At 69.0% G+C, this 20,155-nt stretch carries 18 protein-coding genes and 1 pseudogene; 10 read left to right on the plus strand and 9 right to left on the minus strand.

Features of this window, described 5'->3' with window-relative positions:
• The first annotated feature begins 26 nt into the window (after positions 1 to 26).
• From IPT68_RS34980 to IPT68_RS12525, 4 genes are read left to right on the plus strand one after another with little or no spacing between them, the layout of a single operon-like run.
• Positions 27 to 686: a gas vesicle protein gene (locus IPT68_RS34980; protein WP_189698404.1), complete on the plus strand. Its 660-nt coding sequence runs from the start codon at positions 27 to 29 to the stop codon at positions 684 to 686.
• Between the two features lie 4 nt (positions 687 to 690).
• Positions 691 to 1,500: a GvpL/GvpF family gas vesicle protein gene (locus tag IPT68_RS12515; RefSeq protein ID WP_189698405.1), complete on the plus strand. Its 810-nt coding sequence runs from the start codon at positions 691 to 693 to the stop codon at positions 1,498 to 1,500.
• Complete coding sequence (locus IPT68_RS12520) at positions 1,497 to 1,760, plus strand: gas vesicle protein (RefSeq protein WP_189698406.1); 264 nt, start codon at positions 1,497 to 1,499, stop codon at positions 1,758 to 1,760. Before IPT68_RS12515 ends, IPT68_RS12520 begins: the two co-directional genes overlap by 4 nt.
• Positions 1,744 to 2,157: a gas vesicle protein K gene (locus IPT68_RS12525; protein WP_189698407.1), complete on the plus strand. Its 414-nt coding sequence runs from the start codon at positions 1,744 to 1,746 to the stop codon at positions 2,155 to 2,157. The genes IPT68_RS12520 and IPT68_RS12525 overlap by 17 nt, the downstream gene beginning before the upstream one ends.
• An 84-nt stretch (positions 2,158 to 2,241) precedes the next feature.
• On the opposite strand, the gene IPT68_RS12530 is transcribed toward IPT68_RS12525, so the two are convergent.
• Positions 2,242 to 5,028, minus strand: coding sequence for an ATP-binding protein (locus IPT68_RS12530; protein ID WP_189698408.1), 2,787 nt, complete (start codon positions 5,026 to 5,028; stop codon positions 2,242 to 2,244).
• 201 nt (positions 5,029 to 5,229) lie between these two features.
• Here IPT68_RS12530 and IPT68_RS12535 point away from each other — a divergent pair, with 201 nt between their 5' ends.
• Entirely contained in the window at positions 5,230 to 6,429 is a 1,200-nt protein-coding gene (locus IPT68_RS12535; protein WP_189698409.1) for an epoxide hydrolase family protein, read from the plus strand.
• 468 nt (positions 6,430 to 6,897) lie between these two features.
• On the opposite strand, the gene IPT68_RS12540 is transcribed toward IPT68_RS12535, so the two are convergent.
• Positions 6,898 to 7,254 carry a carboxymuconolactone decarboxylase gene (locus tag IPT68_RS12540; RefSeq protein ID WP_189698410.1) on the minus strand — a complete coding sequence of 119 codons (357 nt, stop codon included), beginning with the start codon at positions 7,252 to 7,254 and terminating at the stop codon, positions 6,898 to 6,900.
• Positions 7,255 to 7,523: 269 nt separating this feature from the next.
• Here IPT68_RS12540 and IPT68_RS12545 point away from each other — a divergent pair, with 269 nt between their 5' ends.
• Positions 7,524 to 8,354 carry a class II glutamine amidotransferase gene (locus tag IPT68_RS12545; protein WP_189698411.1) on the plus strand — a complete coding sequence of 277 codons (831 nt, stop codon included), beginning with the start codon at positions 7,524 to 7,526 and terminating at the stop codon, positions 8,352 to 8,354.
• Between the two features lie 203 nt (positions 8,355 to 8,557).
• Entirely contained in the window at positions 8,558 to 10,177 is a 1,620-nt protein-coding gene (locus tag IPT68_RS12550) for a recombinase family protein (protein WP_189698412.1), read from the plus strand.
• A 215-nt stretch (positions 10,178 to 10,392) separates the two neighbouring features.
• Here the strand turns inward: IPT68_RS12550 and IPT68_RS12555 are convergent, their stop codons facing one another.
• The 4 genes from IPT68_RS12555 to IPT68_RS12570 form a co-directional block, all read right to left on the minus strand.
• Positions 10,393 to 11,751: a replication initiator gene (locus IPT68_RS12555; protein ID WP_189698507.1), complete on the minus strand. Its 1,359-nt coding sequence runs from the start codon at positions 11,749 to 11,751 to the stop codon at positions 10,393 to 10,395.
• Positions 11,752 to 12,048: 297 nt separating this feature from the next.
• Positions 12,049 to 12,246, minus strand: coding sequence for a hypothetical protein (locus IPT68_RS12560; RefSeq protein WP_189698413.1), 198 nt, complete (start codon positions 12,244 to 12,246; stop codon positions 12,049 to 12,051).
• Positions 12,243 to 13,544 (minus strand): FtsK/SpoIIIE domain-containing protein, encoded by a 1,302-nt coding sequence (locus IPT68_RS12565; protein WP_189698414.1) that lies wholly within the window; start codon positions 13,542 to 13,544, stop codon positions 12,243 to 12,245. The genes IPT68_RS12560 and IPT68_RS12565 overlap by 4 nt, the downstream gene beginning before the upstream one ends.
• Complete coding sequence (locus IPT68_RS12570) at positions 13,544 to 13,888, minus strand: SCO3933 family regulatory protein (protein ID WP_189698415.1); 345 nt, start codon at positions 13,886 to 13,888, stop codon at positions 13,544 to 13,546. Before IPT68_RS12570 ends, IPT68_RS12565 begins: the two co-directional genes overlap by 1 nt.
• A 163-nt stretch (positions 13,889 to 14,051) precedes the next feature.
• On the opposite strand from IPT68_RS12570, the gene IPT68_RS12575 reads away from it, so the two are divergent.
• Both IPT68_RS12575 and IPT68_RS12580 read left to right on the plus strand, forming a co-directional pair.
• Positions 14,052 to 14,831 (plus strand): GntR family transcriptional regulator, encoded by a 780-nt coding sequence (locus IPT68_RS12575; RefSeq protein WP_189698416.1) that lies wholly within the window; start codon positions 14,052 to 14,054, stop codon positions 14,829 to 14,831.
• A 354-nt stretch (positions 14,832 to 15,185) separates the two neighbouring features.
• Positions 15,186 to 16,347: pseudogene (locus IPT68_RS12580) on the plus strand (IS3 family transposase).
• Positions 16,348 to 16,465: 118 nt separating this feature from the next.
• Here IPT68_RS12580 and IPT68_RS12585 read toward each other — a convergent pair.
• Complete coding sequence (locus IPT68_RS12585; RefSeq protein WP_189698508.1) at positions 16,466 to 16,762, minus strand: hypothetical protein; 297 nt, start codon at positions 16,760 to 16,762, stop codon at positions 16,466 to 16,468.
• Between the two features lie 325 nt (positions 16,763 to 17,087).
• A complete protein-coding gene (locus IPT68_RS12590; RefSeq protein WP_189698417.1) occupies positions 17,088 to 17,642 on the minus strand; it encodes an ATP-binding protein in 555 nt (184 codons plus the stop codon).
• A 198-nt stretch (positions 17,643 to 17,840) separates the two neighbouring features.
• Between IPT68_RS12590 and IPT68_RS12595 the strand changes: the two genes are divergently transcribed.
• Complete coding sequence (locus IPT68_RS12595; protein ID WP_189698418.1) at positions 17,841 to 19,217, plus strand: sporulation protein; 1,377 nt, start codon at positions 17,841 to 17,843, stop codon at positions 19,215 to 19,217.
• Between the two features lie 3 nt (positions 19,218 to 19,220).
• Here IPT68_RS12595 and IPT68_RS12600 read toward each other — a convergent pair whose 3' ends face one another.
• Positions 19,221 to 20,135 carry a phosphotransferase enzyme family protein gene (locus IPT68_RS12600; protein ID WP_189698419.1) on the minus strand — a complete coding sequence of 305 codons (915 nt, stop codon included), beginning with the start codon at positions 20,133 to 20,135 and terminating at the stop codon, positions 19,221 to 19,223.
• Positions 20,136 to 20,155: the final 20 nt, after the last annotated feature.

Raw genomic sequence — 20,155 nt, forward strand, 5'->3', positions numbered from 1 at the left:
CTCCCAGGAACGAGGTCGAGGACGCCGTGACCGAGCCCCCATCCGCCGGCCCCTCTGCGGCGCGGACGCTCCAGCCGTACGGCCAGGGATCCGGTGCGAACCTCGCCGACATACTTGAGCGCGTGCTCGACAAGGGCATCGTCATCGTCGGCGACATCAAGATCGACCTGCTCGACATCGAGCTGCTCACCATTCGGCTGCGCCTGCTGGTCGCCTCGGTGGACAAGGCCAAGGAGATCGGCATCGACTGGTGGGAACGCGATCCCGCCCTGTCGTCCCGGGCCGACGGCACCCGCGACCTGAAGGAGCAGAACGCCCGGCTGCGCGAGGAGATCGAGCAGTTGCGCAAGCAGATGGCGGAGTCGCAGGAGCTGCCGGAGGCCGGGGCCGGCAGCCGCCGCCGTCCGCGCGATCGCGACGTGGAACGGGAACGGGAACGCGAGCCCGTCCGCGAACGGGCCCTGGGACGCGAGCCCGTCCGCGAACGGGAGCGTGAACGCGAGCCCGACCGCGAACGGGAACGGGAACGCGAGCCCGGCCGCGAACGTGGGCAGGAACGGGAGCGCGAGCCCGGCCGCCAACGAGACCGGGAACGCGAGCCCGACCCGGACCGGGAACGTGAGCCCGGTACGGAGCCGCGGCGCAGGAAGCGCAGGATCGCCGAGGACGACGACGGCCGGAGTTGATGCCATGGAGGACCAGCTCAGTTACGTGTATGGCGTGGTGCGCCCCTCCCCCGCCGTGGAGGGCGACGCCCTCGCCGCCGTGCGCGGCGTCGCGGGCGCGCCCGTCACGCTGGTGCGCCACGGCGACCTGGCGGCGGCGGTCAGCCCGGTCCCCCGGTCGGACTTCTCCGAGGCGGCGCTCAGGGCCCACCTGGAGGACCTGGAGTGGCTGGAGGCCGTCGCCCGGGCCCACCACCAGGTCGTCGAGACGCTCGGCGCGCACACCACGGTGCTCCCGTTGCGCCTGGCGACGGTCTACCTCGACGACGCCAGGGTCCGCGACATGCTCGACGAGCGGCAGAGGACCCTCACCGGCCTGCTGGACCGGCTCGCCGACCACGTCGAGTGGGGCGTGAAGGTCTACGCCGACGCGTCCCCGGGGGCCACCGCCCCGCCTCCTGCCGGCGCCGCGCGGGAAACCGACCCCGGCCGCGCCTACCTGCGGCAACGCCGGCAACAGCGGCACGCGCGCGAGGACGCCTGGTCCTCCGCCGCCGACGCCGTCCGCCGTATTCAGGAGGGGGCCGGGGACCTCGCCGTGGCCCACGCCCGGCACCGGCCCCAGCAGGGCCGCCTGGCCGGTGGAAGCGGGGAGAACATCGCCAACGACGCCTATCTGGTCCCGCGCGAGCGGGCCGAGGAGTTCCGCGAGCGGATCCTGAGGGCCGCCGAGGGACTCGCGGGCGTCCGGGTGGAGGTCACCGGGCCGTGGGTGCCGTACTCCTTCGCCCAGGTGCCGCAGAACGCGGACCCGCAGGGGGCGACGCAACCGTGACCGCCTACGAGGATCCCCCGCTGGCCCAGCGCCAGGTGGCCCTGATCGACCTGCTCGACCGGCTGCTGAGCGGCGGTGTGGTGCTCACGGGCGACATCGTCCTGTCGATCGCGGAGATCGACCTGGTCCGGGTGTCGCTGCGCGCGGTGATCGTCGCCGTGCACGAGCAGCAGTGGGGGGCGACGATCCCCGCGGACGGGACCGCCCTGCCCGGAGCGACCCTGGTCGAGGACGGCGACCGCCATGACGAACCCCGCTGAACGCCCGCGCTCCGACCGTCTGGACGAGGTGGCCGACGCCGCCGCGCGCGCCTTCGCCCTGCTGCCCGCCCGACCCGACGAGATGCCGCCGCCCCTGGGTACCGAGGATGCCGGGTCCTCGGTCGCCCGCCGGCTACGCACCGACCCGGAGACGGTGGAGCGCGACCTGGTCAAGCTGGTGCTGACGATCGTCGAACTGCTGCGCCAGCTGATGGAACGCCAGGCCCTGCACCGCGTCGACCAGGGCAACCTCACCGAGGACCAGGAGGAACGGCTGGGCCTGACGCTGATGATCCTCCACGACCGGATGACGGAACTGTGCCGCCGCTACGACCTCACGATGGACGACCTCAACCTCGACCTGGGCCCTCTCGGGCCCCTGCTGCCCCCACCCTGACGCTCACCCGCCGGCGTCCGGACCCGGTCCGGCTGCGTGTGCGCCTCCCCGCGCGGGACGCACCGGTCACGCCGTCGGCGTCCGTCAATCCGGAGCGGACAGCACGGAGCGAAGGTGCCTGCGGGAGCTGACCCCCAGCTTGGCGAACACGTTCCCGAGGTGCCATTCCACCGTGCGGGGGCTGATGAACAGCTGGGCGGCGATCTCGGAGTTGGTGTGACCGTCCCTGGCCAGCCGGGCGATCTGAGCCTCCTGGCCGGTGAGTTCGGCCACGACGCCGACCGTCCGCTTGCGTGCGGCCTCCCCGGTCGCCAGCAGCTCCCTGCGGGCGCGCTCCGCGAAACCACCGGCGCCGAACCGGTCGAAGGCCTCGTAGGCGGGGCGCAGTTGGGCGCGGCTGTCCTGACGACGGCCCTGGCGGCGCAGCCACTCGCCGTACAGGAGTCGGACGCGCGCCAGGTGGACGGCGATCCGGCAGCGCCCGAGACGCTCGATCGCCTCCTGGTAGCCCGCGTCGGCATCCCGGCCGTCGCTGAGCAGTGCACGTGAGCAGGCCTCCGTGCCCAGGGCCCACTCCGTTCCGCTGGCGCGGGTGCGTTCGGTGAGCACGTCCAGCGCCGCCGCGGCCGCCTGCGGCTGTCCGCTGCGGGCGGCCGCCTCGATCAGTTCGATCAGCGCCCACCCGAAGAAACCCAGGTCCTCGTACCGGCAGGCACGTGTCGCGGCCGCCAGCGCCGCATCGTAACGGCCGAGACCGTTGTACAGCAACGCGGTCGCGTACTCGGCCAGGCTCAGAACGCGTCCCTCACCCCGGGCGGTCACCTCTTCCACGGTGGTCCCGATGAGGTGCAGAGCGTCGTGCTCCTGTCCACGCCAAGCGCCGAGGACGAGTGACGTGTACATCATGGGCGCGCCGCCCATCGCCTCCGATATCGCTGTCGCTTCGTCGATCCGGGCCGCCGCGGCGTCGAACTCACCGGCATGCACCTGGAAGCACGCCTGGTAGGTCAGCGCCATCGGCAGGACCCCGAGGGCCCCCGCCTCCCGGGCGACGCTGACGGCGCCCGTCGCCAGCTCGTGCCACGCGTCGTCGTCCCACAGCTCCGTCGCGAGGGGCTCCGGCGTCACGCGAAATGCCAGCCACAGCCAGCGCCTGTCCGCATCCGTCGCTCCGGCGCGCTGTTCCTGCCGGACGACGCGCAGTGCGTGTCGCAGTGCGTCGACGCCGGGCGCGTAGCCGTCGATGATCCGCCCGGCCATGCCGTCCAGAAGGATGTCGACCATCCGCGGCGGCCTCGGCGGCGGCGGTCCGGCGCGGGCCGCCTCGGCCACCTCCCGCTGTCCGGGCCACTCACCGAGACGGCCGGTGAAGATCGCCGCCCCGAGCGCTTCCAACAGGGTCTCGCGGGCCAGGACGGCGTCCAGGGGCGCCAGCCGCTGCGCCGCGTCCAGCAGCAGCCGTGGCGCGTCACCGCCGCGCATCCGGGAGAACGCCAGCCGGGCCCGCAGCCGCTCGAGTCGGGCGCGCTGCATGTCGTCGAGCGGGCCGGCCTCCGCGGCGGCCAGCAGGTTGTCGGCCTGTTCGGGGCCGCCGGCGTCGATCTGTGCCTGAGCGGCGGCCAGTGCACGCGTGACGCGGCGCACCGGGTCGGGCGTCAACTCCGCCGCGCGCCGCAGGAACGCCGCGGCCGCGGCAGCTCCTCCCCTGCCTCGAGCCCGCTCGGCCGAGCGCTCAAGGTCGGCGGCGACGCCCTCGTCGGGCCCGGTGGCGGCGTGAGCGCGATGCCAGGCCCTGCGGTCGGGATCGAGGCCGGGATCGGTGGCGTCCGCGAGCGCCCGGTGCGCCGCCCGGCGGTCCGGCGCGGGCGTCCTCCGGTAGATGGCCGAGCGCACCAAGGGGTGGTGGAACCGCACCCTGGTGCCGAACTCGACCAGGCCCGCGGCCTCCGCCGGCGCTGCGGCGTCCACCGGCACCTCCTGCAGACCGGCCGCACGCCACAGCAGGTCCGCGTCTCCGGTCGGCTCGGCCGCGGCGGTCAGAAGAAGCCGCCGGCTGGCCTGCGGCAGTTGCCGGAACTGCTGGTGGAAGGCGGTCTCGACGCAGTCGGCCACGGGGCGCCCGCCGGGAAGCCAGAAACCGCCCGCCAGCTCGGCCGGCGCGAGCGCGCGCGGCAGGGTCAGCAGGACCATCGGGTTGCCGTGCGCTTCGGCCACGATCCGGTCCCGCACCAGCGGGTCGATGGGCACGCGGACAGCGGACGCCAGCACCGCACGCGCGTCGGGATCACCCAGGCCCTCGACGATCAGCTCCGGCAGACCCGCCAGCTCCCGAGCGTCCTCCCCGGCGGGCTCACGCACGGCGAAGACCAAAGCCACCGACTCGGCCATCAACCGCCTGGCGACGAACGCCAGCACCTGCCGCGACCCGTCGTCCAGCCACTGCACGTCGTCGACGAGGCAGGCCAGCGGCCGGTCGCGGGCGGCGTCGGCCAGCAGCCCCAGCACGGCCAGACCCACCAGGAACCGGTCGGGCGCCTCCCCCTCACGCAGTCCGAACGCCACGGACAGCGCGTCACGCTGGGGCCCGGGCAACTGAGGGAGCCGGCCCAGCATCGGTGCGCAGAGCTGGTGAAGCCCCGAGAACGCGAGTTCCATCTCCGACTCGACGCCTGCGACGCCGACGGTACGGAACCCGGTGGCCCGGTCGGCTGCGTGCTTCAGCAACGCGGTCTTGCCGATCCCCGCTTCGCCTCGCATCACCAGGACCGCGCTGCCGCCCGCCCGCGCTGTCGACAGCACCCGCTCCAGCGCGGCCGCCTCCCGGCCTCGGCCCCGCAATAGCACCCGCGAAGCGAGTGCGGGCCTGCCCATGAATCGATCTCCCGTCCGGTTGATGACTCAATGCGACCTTATTCCTTTTTCGGTTCGCCGGCAGTCGGCCGAGCCCGGAGCCGCCCCGGGTCCGGGCACGGGGCGAACCCCGGGGGTTTCCCTGGGCCGAGGCCCGCCCGTCCGGCCGACAGTGGACGAGCCGGCGGCGAGAAGCCGCCGACGAGAGCAAGGAGACCCCACATGTCCGACACTTTCGCTTCACCGGCGATCCGGCCGTTCACCTTCGAGTTCCCCGACGCGCAGCTCGAAGATCTGCGTCGCCGCATCGAGGCCACCCGCTGGCCCGAGAAGGAGACCGTCGAGGACCAGTCGCAGGGCACCCAGCTCGCCACGATCCAGCGGCTCGCTCGCTACTGGGCGACCGAGTACGACTGGCGCAAGGTCGAGGCGAAGCTGAAGGCACTGCCGCACTTCATCACCGAGATCGACGGGCTGGACATCCACTTCATCCACGTCCGCTCGAAGCACGAGGACGCCCTGCCACTGATCGTCACGCACGGATGGCCCGGCTCGATCGTCGAGCAGCTGAAGATCATCGAGCCGCTCACCGACCCCACCGCCCACGGCGGCGACGCCTCGGACGCCTTCCACCTGGTGATCCCGTCGATGCCCGGCTACGGGTTCTCCGGCAAGCCCACCACGACCGGCTGGGGTCCCGAGCGCATCGCGCGTGCGTGGGGCGAGCTGATGAAGCGCCTCGGCTACACGAGGTTCGCCGCGCAGGGCGGCGACTGGGGCGCGGTCGTCACGGACGCCATGGCCGTTCAGCAGCCCGAAGGCCTGGTCGGCATCCACACCAACATGCCCAAGGTGGTGCCGCCCGCCATCGAGCAGGCGATCGTGGCCGGCAACCCGCTGCCGTCCGACGTCGTCCTCGCCAACGACGAGGAGAAGGCGGCGGTCGCGCAGCTGGACTTCGTGTACCGGCACGTCTACTACGCCTACATCATGGGGTCGCGTCCCCAGTCGCTGACGGCGCTCGCGGATTCCCCCGTCGGTCTGGCGGCCTTCCTGCTCGACCACGACCGCGACAGCCTGGCCCTGATCTCCCGGGCCTTCGCCGGGCAGAAGGAGGGCCTGACGCGTGACGACGTCCTGGACAACATCACGCTGTTCTGGCTGACGAACACGGCGCTCTCCGCGGCGCGTCTGTACGCGGAGAACACGCGCCCGTTCTTCGGCGCCGTGGGCGTGACCCTCCCGGTCGCCGTGAGCGTCTTCCCCGACGAGCTGTACCAGGCTCCGAAGAGCTGGGCGGAGCAGGCGTACCCCAACCTCATCCACTACAACCGACTGCCCAAGGGCGGGCACTTCGCGGCCTGGGAGCAGCCGGAACTGCTCGTCGAAGAGGTCCGCACGGGCCTGCGCTCCCTGCGCTAGCGCCCCCCGGTCCGGCCGCTCGCGGCGCCGCGCGGCGGGCCGGAAGCCACGGAAGCCCTCTCCGCTCGGAGAGGGCTTCCGTGGTCACCAGTCAAAGTCCATGTCGACGGCGCCGACTTCGAGACCCCGACCTGACGGGTCTCCTTCGACGAACCCGACCCGGACGGCAGGCAGGCCCTGCGGCCGCGCGTCCTGACCGGGGACGAGGCCCGTGCGGACTCCGCCGACGGCGACCTGGTGCTGGATCCGGCACGGCCGTGCCGTCCGGGTTCAAGCCGTCCGTCGCCCAACACGTGCGGTCCGACCACTTCCCCTACGTCGTGCCCGTGTGACCACCAGTCGCGACGACGACAGGCACCACTGAGCCCCTTCCCCGACCAGGGAAGGGGCTCAGCCGCAGGGAGACGACCCCTGACGCGCTGATCGCGCGCGTCGGCCTGCCTCGACGTCTCGACGTCTCAACGGGGTTCAGGACGTGCTACGGCTCTGCGCTTCCGCCTGGGCGATGGACTCCGCCTCGGCGTCGGCCAGCGCGAGCGCGACGCCGAACGCCTGGGTGATGTGGCCCGCGGCCGACATCACGCGCGCCGTCCCCACCACGGGGGCGATGGCGACGAGCAGGTCCTGCAACTGTTCGACCGTGAATTCGGCCTTGAGCGCGGGGTCGATGTGCGCAAGGTAGGAGATCGCCGGTGCGTCCATGGCCACGAGTGCGGCGATGCGGGCGAGGATGATGGATCGCTGGTCCATGTGGCATCGCTCGATGGAGTCGATGGTCATGGCGGCAATCGTGTCGAGCACGGGAGTTTCAGATGCAGTGGCCATCGCGAACGCCTTCCGGTGCCTGGAGAGCCGAACCGCCACCCGGCAAGTGCTGGGATCGCCCCCGCGTATCCGGCGAGTCGCCTCAATCGTAGGCAGCCGCAGTCGGCGGCGCGCGTCGAGCCGGTCAGCCGGAGCGAGTACTCAATTCCTCGAACCACCCATTCCGACATGAGCACGTGAACCGAGACGGGCGTGCCGCAACTGCCCCGGCAGCCGATACTTGTCGCAGAAGTGTCGCCGTCCTCCGCCAGAGGAAGGTGGGTGCGCACATGTGCCGCTGGATCGCCTACTCGGGCACGCCTGTCCTTCTCAGCCACGTCCTGTTCGAGCCGCAACACAATCTGATCGACCAGAGCTTGCGCTCGCGCATGGGAGTGGAGACGACCAACGGCGACGGCTTCGGCATCGGCTGGTACACACAGGACCTCACCACACCGGCGATTCTGCGGGACGTGGGTCCGGCCTGGAACAACCGGAACCTGCAGGAAGTCGCTCACCACGTACGTTCCGGTCTGTTCTTCGCCCACATCAGGGCAACGACCGGTACCGCCGTGCAGCAGACCAACTGCCATCCCTTCCGCAGAGATCGCTGGCTGTGGATGCACAACGGCGCGATCAGCGAATTCCATCGGCTCAAACGTGAACTCGCTCTGGCCGTCGACCCCGCCCTCTACTCCGACATCGAGGGTTCCACCGACTCGGAACTGATGTTCTTCCTGGCCCTCACGTTCGGTCTCACCGAGGATCCGCCGGGTGCCGTGGCGCGGATGGCCGGCCTGGTCGAGGAGACGGGACACAGACACGGTGTGCAACACCCCCTGCAGATGACCGTCGCCGTGGCCGACGGTGAACGCCTGTGGGCTTTCCGCTACTCCAGCGAGGGCTCCTCGAGGTCGCTATTCTACAGCACCAGGCTGGATGCTCTGCGCGCCCTTCACTCGGACGCCGCGTTCCTGCGGGGGATCGGCGACGAGACCCGCCTTGTCGTGTCCGAACCCCTGGGCGACCTCCCCGGGTCATGGAACGAAGTGCCCGAGAGCAGCTACGGCATCGTCCAACCGGGCGGGGACGCGCTCCACGCCTTCCAGCCCCGCAGTTGAACCCGGTTCACGACCCGCTCAGCCCAGCCCCACTGCTCAACAGGTGAGCCCCGCGACACGGCCACGACGCGCAGGGCTCCACCACCGGCTTACTTGTTCACCACGGTCAGAGGCAGAAGCTTCTTGCCGGTCGGGCCCACCTGAATCTGGGTGTCCATGGCGGGCCATACCCCAACGGATCCATATCCACTACGGTGCTGGTCATGGCGAAGCGAACGAGGACGCGCACAGCAACTGACCGCGCTCAGTACTCGGTTGAGGCCGAGTGGACCGGGGCGGACTTAGCCCTCTTGGAGGAGCTGAAGAGGGCGGAAGCACTCTTACCCGACGACGCCCCACGAGCCCTGTTGTCCGTGCGGTTGTCGGTGCTCACCGACGACACGACGTCACCCGTCCGTCAGGAACTCGATCTCCGAAAGCTGGCCCTGGACCGCGGCAGCCGAGTCGTCGGCGTGGCCAGCGACCTGAACGTGTCGGCCACGAAGGTGCCGCCGTGGAAGCGCAAAGAGCTCGGCGACTGGCTGAACAACAGAGCCCCGGAGTTCGACGAGATACTCTTCTGGAAGCTGGATCGCTTCGTGCGGCGGCTCAGTGACCTCAGCACCATGATCGACTGGTGCCTGAAGTACGGGAAGAACCTCGTCTCCAAGAATGACTCGATCGACCTGACCACCACGGCCGGGAAAATCATGGTCACGATCATCGGCGGCATCGCCGAGATCGAGGCGGCCAACACGAGCACGCGCGTCGCGAGCCTCTGGAACTACGTCAAGACACAGACTGACTGGCTGGTGGGCAAGCCCGCGTACGGCTATGAGACGGCGGAGAACGAGGACGGCAGGGTCGTTCTCGTCATCGACCAGGATGCGTACCGGGCACTGCACTGGTGTCGCAACGCCGCCATGAGACCGAAGCCCGCTTCAGCTCGGCGCATGGCCAAGGTCCTAGTACGGGCCGGCCTCTGCGGACCGGGGCTGACCACGTCGACGATGCTCCGACGCCTCAGGAACCCAGCGCTCATGGGCTACCGCGTAGAAGAAGAGAAGAACGGAGGTGTGCGCCGCTCGAAGATGGTCCTCGGTAGCGACGCTCAGCCCATCCGGGTAGCCGACCCGATCTTCACCGAGGAAGAGTTCGAGAGCCTGCAGAAGGCCCTGGATCGTAGAGCGAAGAACCAGCCCACACGACGTCCCGGCGGCGCGACGAAGTTCCTCGGTGTACTGATCTGCCACGACTGCCGCTCGAACATGACCGTGCAGAAGAACCGAGTCAATGGACGGTCGTACTCGTACCTGCGGTGCGGTAAGTGCAAGGCCGGAGGGCACGGCGCCCCTAACCCCGATGAGATCTACGGCAAGCTTGTAGGCGACGTCTTGAGGGTGCTGGGTGACGAGCCAGTCATGACACGCGAGTATCGGCAGGGCGCCGACGCCCGCAAGGAGCTGCAGCGGCTGGAGCAGTCCATCAGTTACTACATGACTGGCTTGGAGCCCGGCGGCCGATTCACGAAGACCCGCTTCACCAAGGAGAAAGCTGAGAAGACGCTGGACGACCTGATCAAGCAGTTGGAGGCCATCGACCCCGAGTCCACGAAGGACCGATGGGTAGCCGTGCACAATGGCAAGACCTTTCGGCAGCACTGGGAAGAAGGCGGCATAGAGGCCATAGCCGCCGATCTGCTCAGGGTTGGCGTCAAGTGCGTGATCAAGCGGAGCAAGGTGAAGGGGGTTCGCGCCCCACGCATCCACATGAAGCTCGTGATCCCCAAAGACGTACGAGACCGGCTGATCATGAAAGAGGATGACTTCGCTGAGGCGTTCTGACGCCTTCTGGCGGACACACGAGCGGAGCCGCCCCCACACAACCGGGCGGGCGGCTCCGCGTCACGAGAACCATGATGCCGGGTCGAACGGCTCTTCCGTTCCGTCGTCGTCGACGATCACGATTTCGCTCTGTATCAGGAGCATCCGGCTGTCGGCGGACTGCTGAAGAAGCGATGCACGCTCACCCTGTTGCGAGTCATGTTCAGGCAGAGCAGTTATCGGCACCACTCCCCCTCTTGCACCATGGCCAGAGCCAACCACCTGGACTCCACAAGGTCGTCTGCGATGCCAGCGGCGATGAGTGCTGCGCCCGGCGTGTGGCCGGAGCCGACATAGCGCCAGTGCCGTTTGTTGATCGCGTCGGGTAGGTCGGTGTGGCCCTGGTGGTGGGCACGTTCGGCGCGGAGTGCTGCGTAGGTGGTGGAGTAGGCACGGGACTTCGTGAGGATGTGGCCCCGATAGCCGAGGGTGTGGACCCAGGCGCGAAGACGGAGGGGCGCGTACTCGGGAAGGCCGCCCAGACGCCAGCCGGTCCGCATGAGAGTGCGGACGTGTTCACTCACGGACGCCGACTCGATGTCGCCCCAGGTCGAGAGCGGGTAGTCCGTGCCGGCGCCTGTGTCGCTCGCACCCTTGGTGACGTACTTGGCGACGTACGCGGCCACCGCATCATCGTCCGGGCCGTCACCGTCGGTACGTAGGGGTCGGGCATCGATCTGAGCGCCCCAGCGCAAAGTCAGCTCACCAACGGCTGAGCTGTGGGGCGTTCCGACCCGTACCCGTCGGGCGGACGCTCGTACGGCGTCTGTGAGCAGTTCCGCTGTTCCCCATGCCGGGGGTTCCTCTCCGGGGCCGGTCGGGCCGTCGAGGCGGATGACCGCGTGTACGTGGACGGCAGCCCGCTTCTGGTATTCCGCGACGCGGGCGAAGGAGAGCCGGGCGTGGCGGGCGAAGCGGGACTGGACGAGGCCGACGGAGGAGGCGAGGCGTCGCCGGACGTCGATGACGAAGCGGTCCCAGAGCTTGGAGGCGTGCGCGTGCCACAGGACGTGGGCGGTGTAGTCGTAGCAGTCGGGGCAGAGCGGTTGGCCGACGATCGGTGCGTCCGGCGCGTGGACGACGCTGCAGCTGAGGGGGCGGCCGTGTTCGCAGGTTCCGCCGTCGCGGCGAGGACGGCAGCTTTCCCCAGCCCTGTGGACGGGGCCGAATGACGGAGCGGTGAGCGTGACGAAGAGCCGGGGGCGGTGGCAGACGGAGGCGGGCACGTTCTTGCCGCCCAGAAGGCCGGCGCGGACGAGGTGGTAGGTGTCTCCGGCGTGGAGGCGGGAGCAGGCCGGGCAGATGGTTGCGCGGCGGTTACGGCAGCGGACGAGGAGGCGTTCGCCGGGCTCGTTGCGGGTGTCGTAGTGGTGGAGAATCTCGCCGGTCGTGCCGTCCACTGTGGTGGTGGAGCCGGAGAGGTGGACTGGGTGGGAGCAGCCGCCGGTAGCGGTGATCTGCTCCAGCAGGCGAGGAAACTTTGGGTCTTGCACGAGACGGATTGCGTCGCGGTCTACTTCGGGGAGCTGACGCAGGCGCGCCGCGCGATCGAGGGTGGCGCGCCGGTCAGCCGGAGTGAAGTCCGGGGTGATGGTGGTGACCTTCCGGGGTGGGCCGCCGAAGCGGCAGGGATGTGGACGGCTGATGGTGCGGGGTGGGTCATGGAGATCACCTCCGTGTCGTCGGGGGTGGGTTGGTGGTCAGCGGATGGTTCCGGTGCCCCGGCAGACGCGGCAGCGGCGGATGCGTCCGGTCCAGGTCTTGCGGGCTCCGTCGCCCTTGCAGTGGGGGCACCTCACGCGAGGCATGGGCATGGTCGTCTGTCCTTCCGGTCAGTGGTGGGCGAAGCCGCTGATGAGCCAGGTCACGAGGCCGTGCACGGTGAAGACCACGGGCGTCTGGCCGAGGTAGAGGCCGAAGAGGCCGACGCAGACTGCTTCCCAGGCGCGCACGTCGCGGGAGCGGACGAGGAGGATGGTGATGATCCCGAAGATCACCGAGAACGTGAACGCGGTACCTTCGCTGATCACTTGTCGTCTCCTTCCGGCGCGTCGGAGGCGCGGTTCAGGGCGGGCAGGCCGGGTGCCGTCGCGGCGTACTTCCGGGCCGTGGAGACGGCTTCCTCGGTCGGGGTGAGGTGGGAGCGGGCGCGGCTCCAGCCGCCGTCCGGGCCGGTACAGACGGCCACGCCGCGTTCCTCTGCCGTGATCGACTGGGCGACAGCCACGGCGTCCTTGTTCAGGTCGCCTAAGGTCATCTCGGCGGTGCCGGGGTCGTTGACGCGGTGGCAGATCCGGCCGCCGAGCTGGGCCCGCAGCGCGGTGACGCCGGGGCCGAGGTCGGAGCCGACGCGTTGGCCGGCGACGACCAGGTGCAGGCCGAGCGCTGCCCCGAGCTGTCCGATGCGGAGCAGGAGGGTGGAGCACTGTTCGGCTTCCGCCTTGCTCTCGCGAGTGCCGTCGGACAGGTACAGTTCGGCGATCTCGTCCACGATCACGACGACCGGCACCGGCCGGAGCTTGTCCGGCAGTTCCCAGATGGAGCGGACTCCGGCCGATCGGCAGGCACTCATGCGGTCCTGCATGTCGACCATGAGCGCGGAGAGCACGGCGACCGCTTCACGTCGGCAGGTGGCCAGCACGCTGAGCCGGTCGGCGAACAGCCCGAGTTCCATGCCGCCCTTGCAGTCGATGCCGACCAGGGCGACCGGCTGCGGGGCAAGTTGGGTGATCAGCCGGGCCAGCAGCGTGGACTTGCCCGAGCGGGTGGCACCGGCGATGAGCCAGTGGGGCACGAGCCGCAGGTTCATCACCCAGGCGCCGCCGCTCTCCAGGACCCCGATGAGCGCCGACAGCAACTCGGTCGGAGCAGACGCTAAGCCGGGCTGCTGGAGCGGATCCGTGGCCGTCGCCGTCAGCAGGACGAGCCCGCGTTCGGGCGAGGTGACCCGGACCGCATGGACCTTCCACGCGTGCACGAACGCGTCAGCAGCCTTCAGGAAGGTTGCCGGGGTCTGTCCCGCGTGCAGCCGGACCAGCACCGTCAGGCCCATGCGTGTGGCGCGCGGGAAGGAAATCCGCGGAGCCACCGGCCGCAGCGGGTCACCCTTGACGACCAGGTCGCCGAGCAGCCCGCGCGGCGGACGCTTGGACACAGCCAGGTCATTGAGCTGTGCGACCTTGCGCCAGGTGACCAGCACCCGGCAGGCGGTTGCCGGGTAGCCGATCAGGTACCAGTGCCAGACGGGGCGGTGCCGGCGGACCAGGTCACCGACGACGAGCACCCATGCCAGCACGGCCAGGCCGAGGGCAAGCAGGATGGGCCCCATCAGGCGTCAGCACCCTTGCCGTGCGCCGGACCGGTCACGGGGGTGATCGCGTCGGCACGGAAACTCACGCCGTGCCGGTCCCCCATCGACCACATGAACGCGGTCAGACCGGTGACCTTGACGATCTGCCCTTCCTCGATGCCCTTCGGCTGACCGCTCACGGCGATCTCGATGACGGAGATACGCCGCCCGTCCTGCCGCACGGTGACGGCCACGGTCCATACCGGGTTGCCCTCCCGGTCCCTCTTCACCTCTTGCGTCTCGGGGTTGCTGAGCTTTGCTTCCGGAGCGATGGCGCACCGCAGTACGCCCAGCCGCGCCGTGTCCACGGGGATGGACTGCATTTCGTTGGCCTCCTTGGCCAGTCGGGACGTCACTCACGTTGTGACGTCACTTGTCCTTACGAGTGATGACTATGGAGTTCTGTACGGCGGTAGCGCAACTACTTATGCTGACGAGTGATGTCGCGCGTGCAGCGCGCCTACGACCTCACCCGGAGATGACCGAATGTCGGAGATCCAGCGCCCAGGAGCCCTCTACCAGCAGGTGGCAACAGCGATCCGCGAGGCGATCCTGTCCGGCGAGTTCGCGCCCGACTCCCTGTTGCCGTCCGAGGCCCAGCTCATGACGCGCTACGGCGTCTCCCGGCCGACCGTCCGCAACGCCATTGCGGCACTGCGCGCCGAAGGGCTCATTGACGTCCGGCACGGCAAGGGGAGCTATGTCCGATCCAGCGGTCAGCCCGTCCTCACTCTGGAACGGGGCGTCAGCCGGACAAGCGACGGCAAGTTCGTGATGCCCAACGGCGACATCTGGCAGGAGGCCGAGGAGCCGAGCACCTACCGGACCCACACCACGAGAGACACGGGCCGGCTCCTCCAACTCCAAACCGAGGAAGCCCTGTTCGGCTGTGACCGACTGCTCATCGACCCCAGCACCGGGACGCGCGCCATGCACCGCACCTTGATCCCATTCGAGGTTGCCGAGGCCGTTCCCCTGCTCGGTCAGGAGCCGTGCAAGCCATCGGCCGCGCTCTACGGGGTGCTCACCCAGGCCGGGCACAAGCTCACCTGGGCCGAGACCGTACGAGCACGCATGCCCCTGCCCGACGAGCGCACCACGCTCCAGCTTCCGGACGCCACACCGATCCTGCACGTCTGCCGCGTCGCGCACGGCACCGACGACCGTCCGCTGATCCTCGAAGAGCTGCGTTTCGGCGCCGACCGGGCCGAACTCGCCTACCGGATCACCGCCGACAAGCAGCCCGCACGACGCCCCCGCGCCTGAGCGCCGACATCGATCGGTCGAAACCGCCTTCACTTCCTCAAGGGCGCGCCTGCGGCACGCCGGGGCGCCCGGCCGCCCCGGCCGGGCGTGCGGCGTGGGCGCCGGTCCCGTCCGGTCGGCAGGCGCCCCCGCCTGCGGCACGGCCAAGGAGTCGAGGCATCGACCAACCATCGGTGCTCCGGCCCGGACGGTACCGGCCGTGAGGATCAGGAGCACGTGCGCATGGTTGCTGCAGGTGGGTAGCTGAGCGAGACACACGCGCGCCAGCTCGTTCGTCACACGGCAGGGTCTGCCGCACGATCGGGTGACATCTGAACTGGCTTGCCCTGTGGGGCGGGTGGGAAGGATGTCGCTGTGCCCAAGCCTTATCCGGAGGAGTTCCGTCAGGACGTTGTGCGTGTCGCGAGGAACCGCGGGCCGGGTGTGACGGTCGAGCAGGTGGCCACCGACTTCGGAGTCCATCCGATGACGTTGTGGAAGTGGATGCGTCGCGCGGACATCGACGACGGGACCAAGCCCGGAACGACCAGCCAGGAGAGCGCAGAGCTTCGGCAAGCGCGTCGGCGGATCAAGCTGCTGGAGCAGGAGAACGAGGTCTTGCGGCGAGCCGCGGCCTATCTGTCGCAGGCCCATCTGCCGGGAAAAGGATCTACCCGCTCGTGAAGGAGCTGGCCGGGGACGGGGTGCCCGTCACGGTTGCGTGCCGGGTGCTGAAGCTCGCCAGACAGCCCTACTACCGCTGGCTGGACCAGCCGGTGACCGACGCCATGCTGGAGGAGGCGTATCGCGCGAACGCGCTGTTCGACGCGCACCGTGACGATCCGGAGTTCGCTACCGCTTCCTGGCCGACGAAGCGCGCGGCGCCGGGGCCGTGATGGCGGACCGGACTGCCTGGCGGATCTGCCGGGACAACCGCTGGTGGAGCGTGTTCGGCAAGACGCGCGGCAAGGGCAAGAAGGCCGGCCCGCCGGTGCACGACGACCTCGTCCGCCGTGACTTCACCGCGACCTGTGCGAACCGGCTGTGGCTCGCCGACATCACCGAGCACGCCACCGGCGAAGGCAAGCTCTATCTCTGCGCGATCAAGGACGCCTTCAGCAACAGGATCGTGGGCTACTCCATCGACGAGCGGATGAAGTCCCGCCTGGCCGTGACCGCCCTAGACAACGCCGTGGCCCGGCGTGGAGACGTCGACGGCTGCATTCTGCACAGCGATCGCGGATCGCAATTCCGCTCCCGGAAGTTCGTCCGGGCGCTCGACCGCCACCGGATGGCCGGATCGATAGGGAGGGTTGGAGCTGCCGGCGACAACGCGGCCATGGAGTCCTTCTTCAGCCTGTTGCAGAAGAACGTCCTCGACCGTCGGAGCTGGGCCACCCGCGAGGAACTGCGGATCGCGATCGTGTCCTGGATCGAGCGGACCTATCACCGGCGCCGACGACAAGCCTCGCTCGGCCGGCTGACCCCCGTCGAATTCGAGACCGTCATGACCACGTCGGCCCTCCAGGCCGCGTGACCGCACCTGTCACCCGAACCTGCATCAGACCCGCATCGTCGTGGCTGACTGTCTGTGGCTGAGGCATCAAACAGGGCAGGCGTCGACCTCACGCAGACTTCACCAGCGGAAGCACCCCTCATGCTGCACCGCCATCGCTGGCCGCGCGTGCCTCCAGGAGCTCAGCGAGCCGGTTCACGGCATCCGGCCAACCTGTCAGCCGCACCACCCCGCGCCCGTCCTCGTTCGTGGACGCGACGGCCCGCACGGCGGACAGCTCCAAGCCCAGTCCGAGGAGTGCGCGGTTCAGCCGGTCGGCAGTCTCACGTACCTCACGCCAACCGGAGATGTAGTCCACCCCGGACACCCAGAGACCGGAGTCCGCTCCCGGCAGATCGAGACCATCGTTCAGCCAGCCCTCACCCGAGCCAGTCACCTTGCCCACCTCTGCCCTGATCTAGGTAACGGATCATCAACTTCCTTGGACCAGGGCTGAAACGCAGCACGGCGGCCCCGGTACCATCAGGCACCGGGAACCGCCGTGTTCCCAGCCGGGCCACCCTTCGCTTTCCAGGGCTGACGGGGTGGCCCGGCCTATATGGGGGATGTGAAGCGCGGACTCTCGCTCGGGAGGGGAGCCCTCGGGCCGTCCGAGAGACCGCGCCCCTTCGGCCGGAGTGGTCAGGCTCCGGCCAGTTACCGGGCCACCTCCCCACTCCCGATCGCGAGGGAGCAGACAGGGGTGGGCGACCCGGCGCCTGTCAATCCGGGCGAACGCCCGGCTCGTCAAGGTCGAAGCGGCACCACACGGTTTTGCCGCCACGTTCTTCCGGCGACCACCAGACCGACGTGGCGAGCCGCTGAGCGATGAGCAGCCCACGACCGCTGTCCGGCAGGACTGCCTCCGACAGCTCACCGACCAGAGCGGCAGGGAACGCCTCACCCGCCGGAAGCAGTGGCGGTGTCGAGTCCTCGTCGGAGACACCGATGAAGACCCACTTCGGGTACTTCTTGAAGGTCACGTCGATACGGCGACAGCTACCGGGTCGAGCGAGGTGCCGATCAGGAACGGTGTGGTTCACGACGTTCGCCACCAACTCCGAGACGATCAGCTGAGCGTCGTCTACGAGTTCACCCGCGCCGGCGCCCACAAGGAACATCGCCGTCACTTCACGCGCGACCCGCGCAGTGTCGTCGAACTCGGCGAACAGGGTGACCGCCAGAAAATGCCCGCCCGCAGCCGGGTCCGGCGCTACGAACCAGTGAGCGTATGCCTCCAGCTCCTCGCTCAGGTGCTTGGTCTTTGCCGCGTCCATCGCGTCCCTTCCCAGCTCTCGTAGCACCGATTGCTTCGCGCAAGTCAGTACACGACGCCAGGCCCGCGACCGGGAGCGTTCACCAGGGGGTTCACGTGAACACCAGCAAACGCAAGGGGGTTCATCAATGAACCCCCCACCGCGATACTGCTGTGACACGATGAGCACTCGCCGTAATTCTCGGGTTGGCAGGAGAGCATGAGCCGAGAACCGAACGCCCAGTTGATCGCGGTCATGGACGAAGCGAAGGTCTCCAACAAAGGGCTGGCCAAGCGGATGAAAGACGATGCCGCCCGGCGAGGGATCAGTCTCGGGACCACACACGTCGCTGTGCAACGCTGGCGAGACGGCGCCGGCATCAAGCCGGAGACGGCAGCGATCATGGCCGACGTTCTGAGCGCCAACCTGGACCGCCGTGTCACGCCGGGTGATCTTGGCTTCTTCGACCAAACCCGGCCGACGATCCCAGAGCCGATCGGCTACCCGAGCACCGTCCCCGAGGCCCTGTCGATGCTGGACGGCCTTGCCCAGGAGCGCGCCGACGTCACGGCCTCAGACCCACTGAACATTGCGGACACCGACCTCAGCTCTGCCGTCCTGTCATGGATGATCGCCCGACCCGACGGCGTCCAGGCCGACAGGCCCGCACACCAACGAGTCGGCATGCGCGACGTCCGCGCGATCAGGGACGCCGCTTCGATGTTCATGCAGCTCGACTTCAAGTACGGCGGCGGCCACGGTCACAAGGCATTACGCCACTACTTCCGCCACGAGGTCCTTCCCTTACTGAACGCGAGCTACAGCGAGAAGGTGGGCATGGCGCTGTTCGGGGCCGCCGCCGAGGTCTCCCAGTTACTCGCATGGACCGCCTACGACGTCGGCAACCACCGGCTCGCTCACCGCTACCTCACGTCCACACTGCGGCTGTCTCAAGTCATCGATGACCGCATGTTCGGGTCGCGCATCCTGGGCAACCTGAGCCACCAAGCCAACTATTTGAGCAACCACACCCACGCCATCCAGCTTGCCCGCGCAGCCGTCGAGGGCGCCAAAGGCCGAGCCACCCCCCGAGCCATGGCGAACTACTGGGCCATGGAAGCCCGCGCCCTCTCCAACGCCGGCGACCGGCCAGGGGCAGCCGAGGCGATGAAGCAAGCAGAAGGACACTTCGAGCGGGCCGACAGCGCCGACGACCCGGCATGGCTCAGCTACTTCGATGACGCCGAACTCTTGGGCGAGTTCTGCCACTGCTTCCGGGACCTCAAGATGCGCCGGGAAGCAGTCGAGCATGCACAGCGCGCCGTCGACAGCACCGATCCGCAGTACGCCCGCACGCTGGGCTTCTGCCGCATGGTGCTCGCTCAGAGCCAGCTGTTGAACGGAGAACTGGAAGCCGCCGTCACCACTGCGAGTCTTGCCGTGGACGGCGGCGACTCCCTCCAGTCCTCCCGCTTCCAGCGCTACGTCACCGACTTCCAGGCCGAGGTCAGCGCACACGCCACTCACCCCACCGTCATCGCCTTCAACGAGCAGGTCAGCGAAGCTCTCGCCCGCCTGGACGACGAGGACGAGTAACAACTACCAAGGACGCCAATCACGCGGCGCATCGTCGTCGCGCAAGCCGGCGATGCGCCGACGGTACTCAGCAGCCGTCTCCTCGCTCTCCTGCACGTTCTGCATGAGCCACGTCGTCATGCCGAACTCCTGAAGCCGCCGGAGCGTGTCGTAGCCGTGCCAGTCGTACAGGTCCCGCCCGTACGCCCGCACGAAGTCCGCGTACTGCTCATCGGTCTGCCACCCAAGGCTGTGATGCTCGACCGCAGTGACCATCAGGTCCCACTCCGGATGATCGAAGCAGAAGGCCTCGAAGTCGATCAGGATCACCTCATCCCGATCGTTCACCATGAGGTTCTGCACGTGGGCATCACCGTGCACCGGCCCTTTTGGGGTCTCGAACCTCAACTCCTCGAACTGGCCGCGCAGCTCCTGCCAGCGCTTGCGGAGGAAGACCCGGTCATCGTCCGGAATCGGCGCCTTACTGATCCGCAGCTCTTGCTTGTCGAAGGGATCGAAGGCAGGCAATTCAAGGCCTGCGGGCACCCTCATGGAGTGCAGGTCCCTCAGGATGCCGCCCAGTTCGCCGTAGGTGGCCTTGCGGTCGCCCTCGACGATGAGGCGCCAGAAGGTCACCGGGTGTCCGTCGATCAGGAAGGGCTGCTCCAGGCCATCAACAGGTCGGGACGCCGGAAACCCCTCTGCAGCTAGCCACCTGGCAACAGCCACCTCGACACGGGCCTTCGGCAACCACGGTTCGCCCCGAGCCACTCGAACGATCACCGGCGCCGCGGCCAGTCGGAACAGCGCGTTCTCTCCCAGTCGGATCAGCTCAGCGCCTCTGTCATCGAGTCCCGCAGCCCGGCACGCGGCACTCATCACACGCGTAGCCCTAGCCGACGTGAACCCCTCTTCCGATCGAGCAGCGTCAACCGCCATGCCCGTACCAGCTCCCCTAG

The organism is Streptomyces chromofuscus (assembly GCF_015160875.1).
Lineage (GTDB): Bacteria > Actinomycetota > Actinomycetes > Streptomycetales > Streptomycetaceae > Streptomyces > Streptomyces chromofuscus.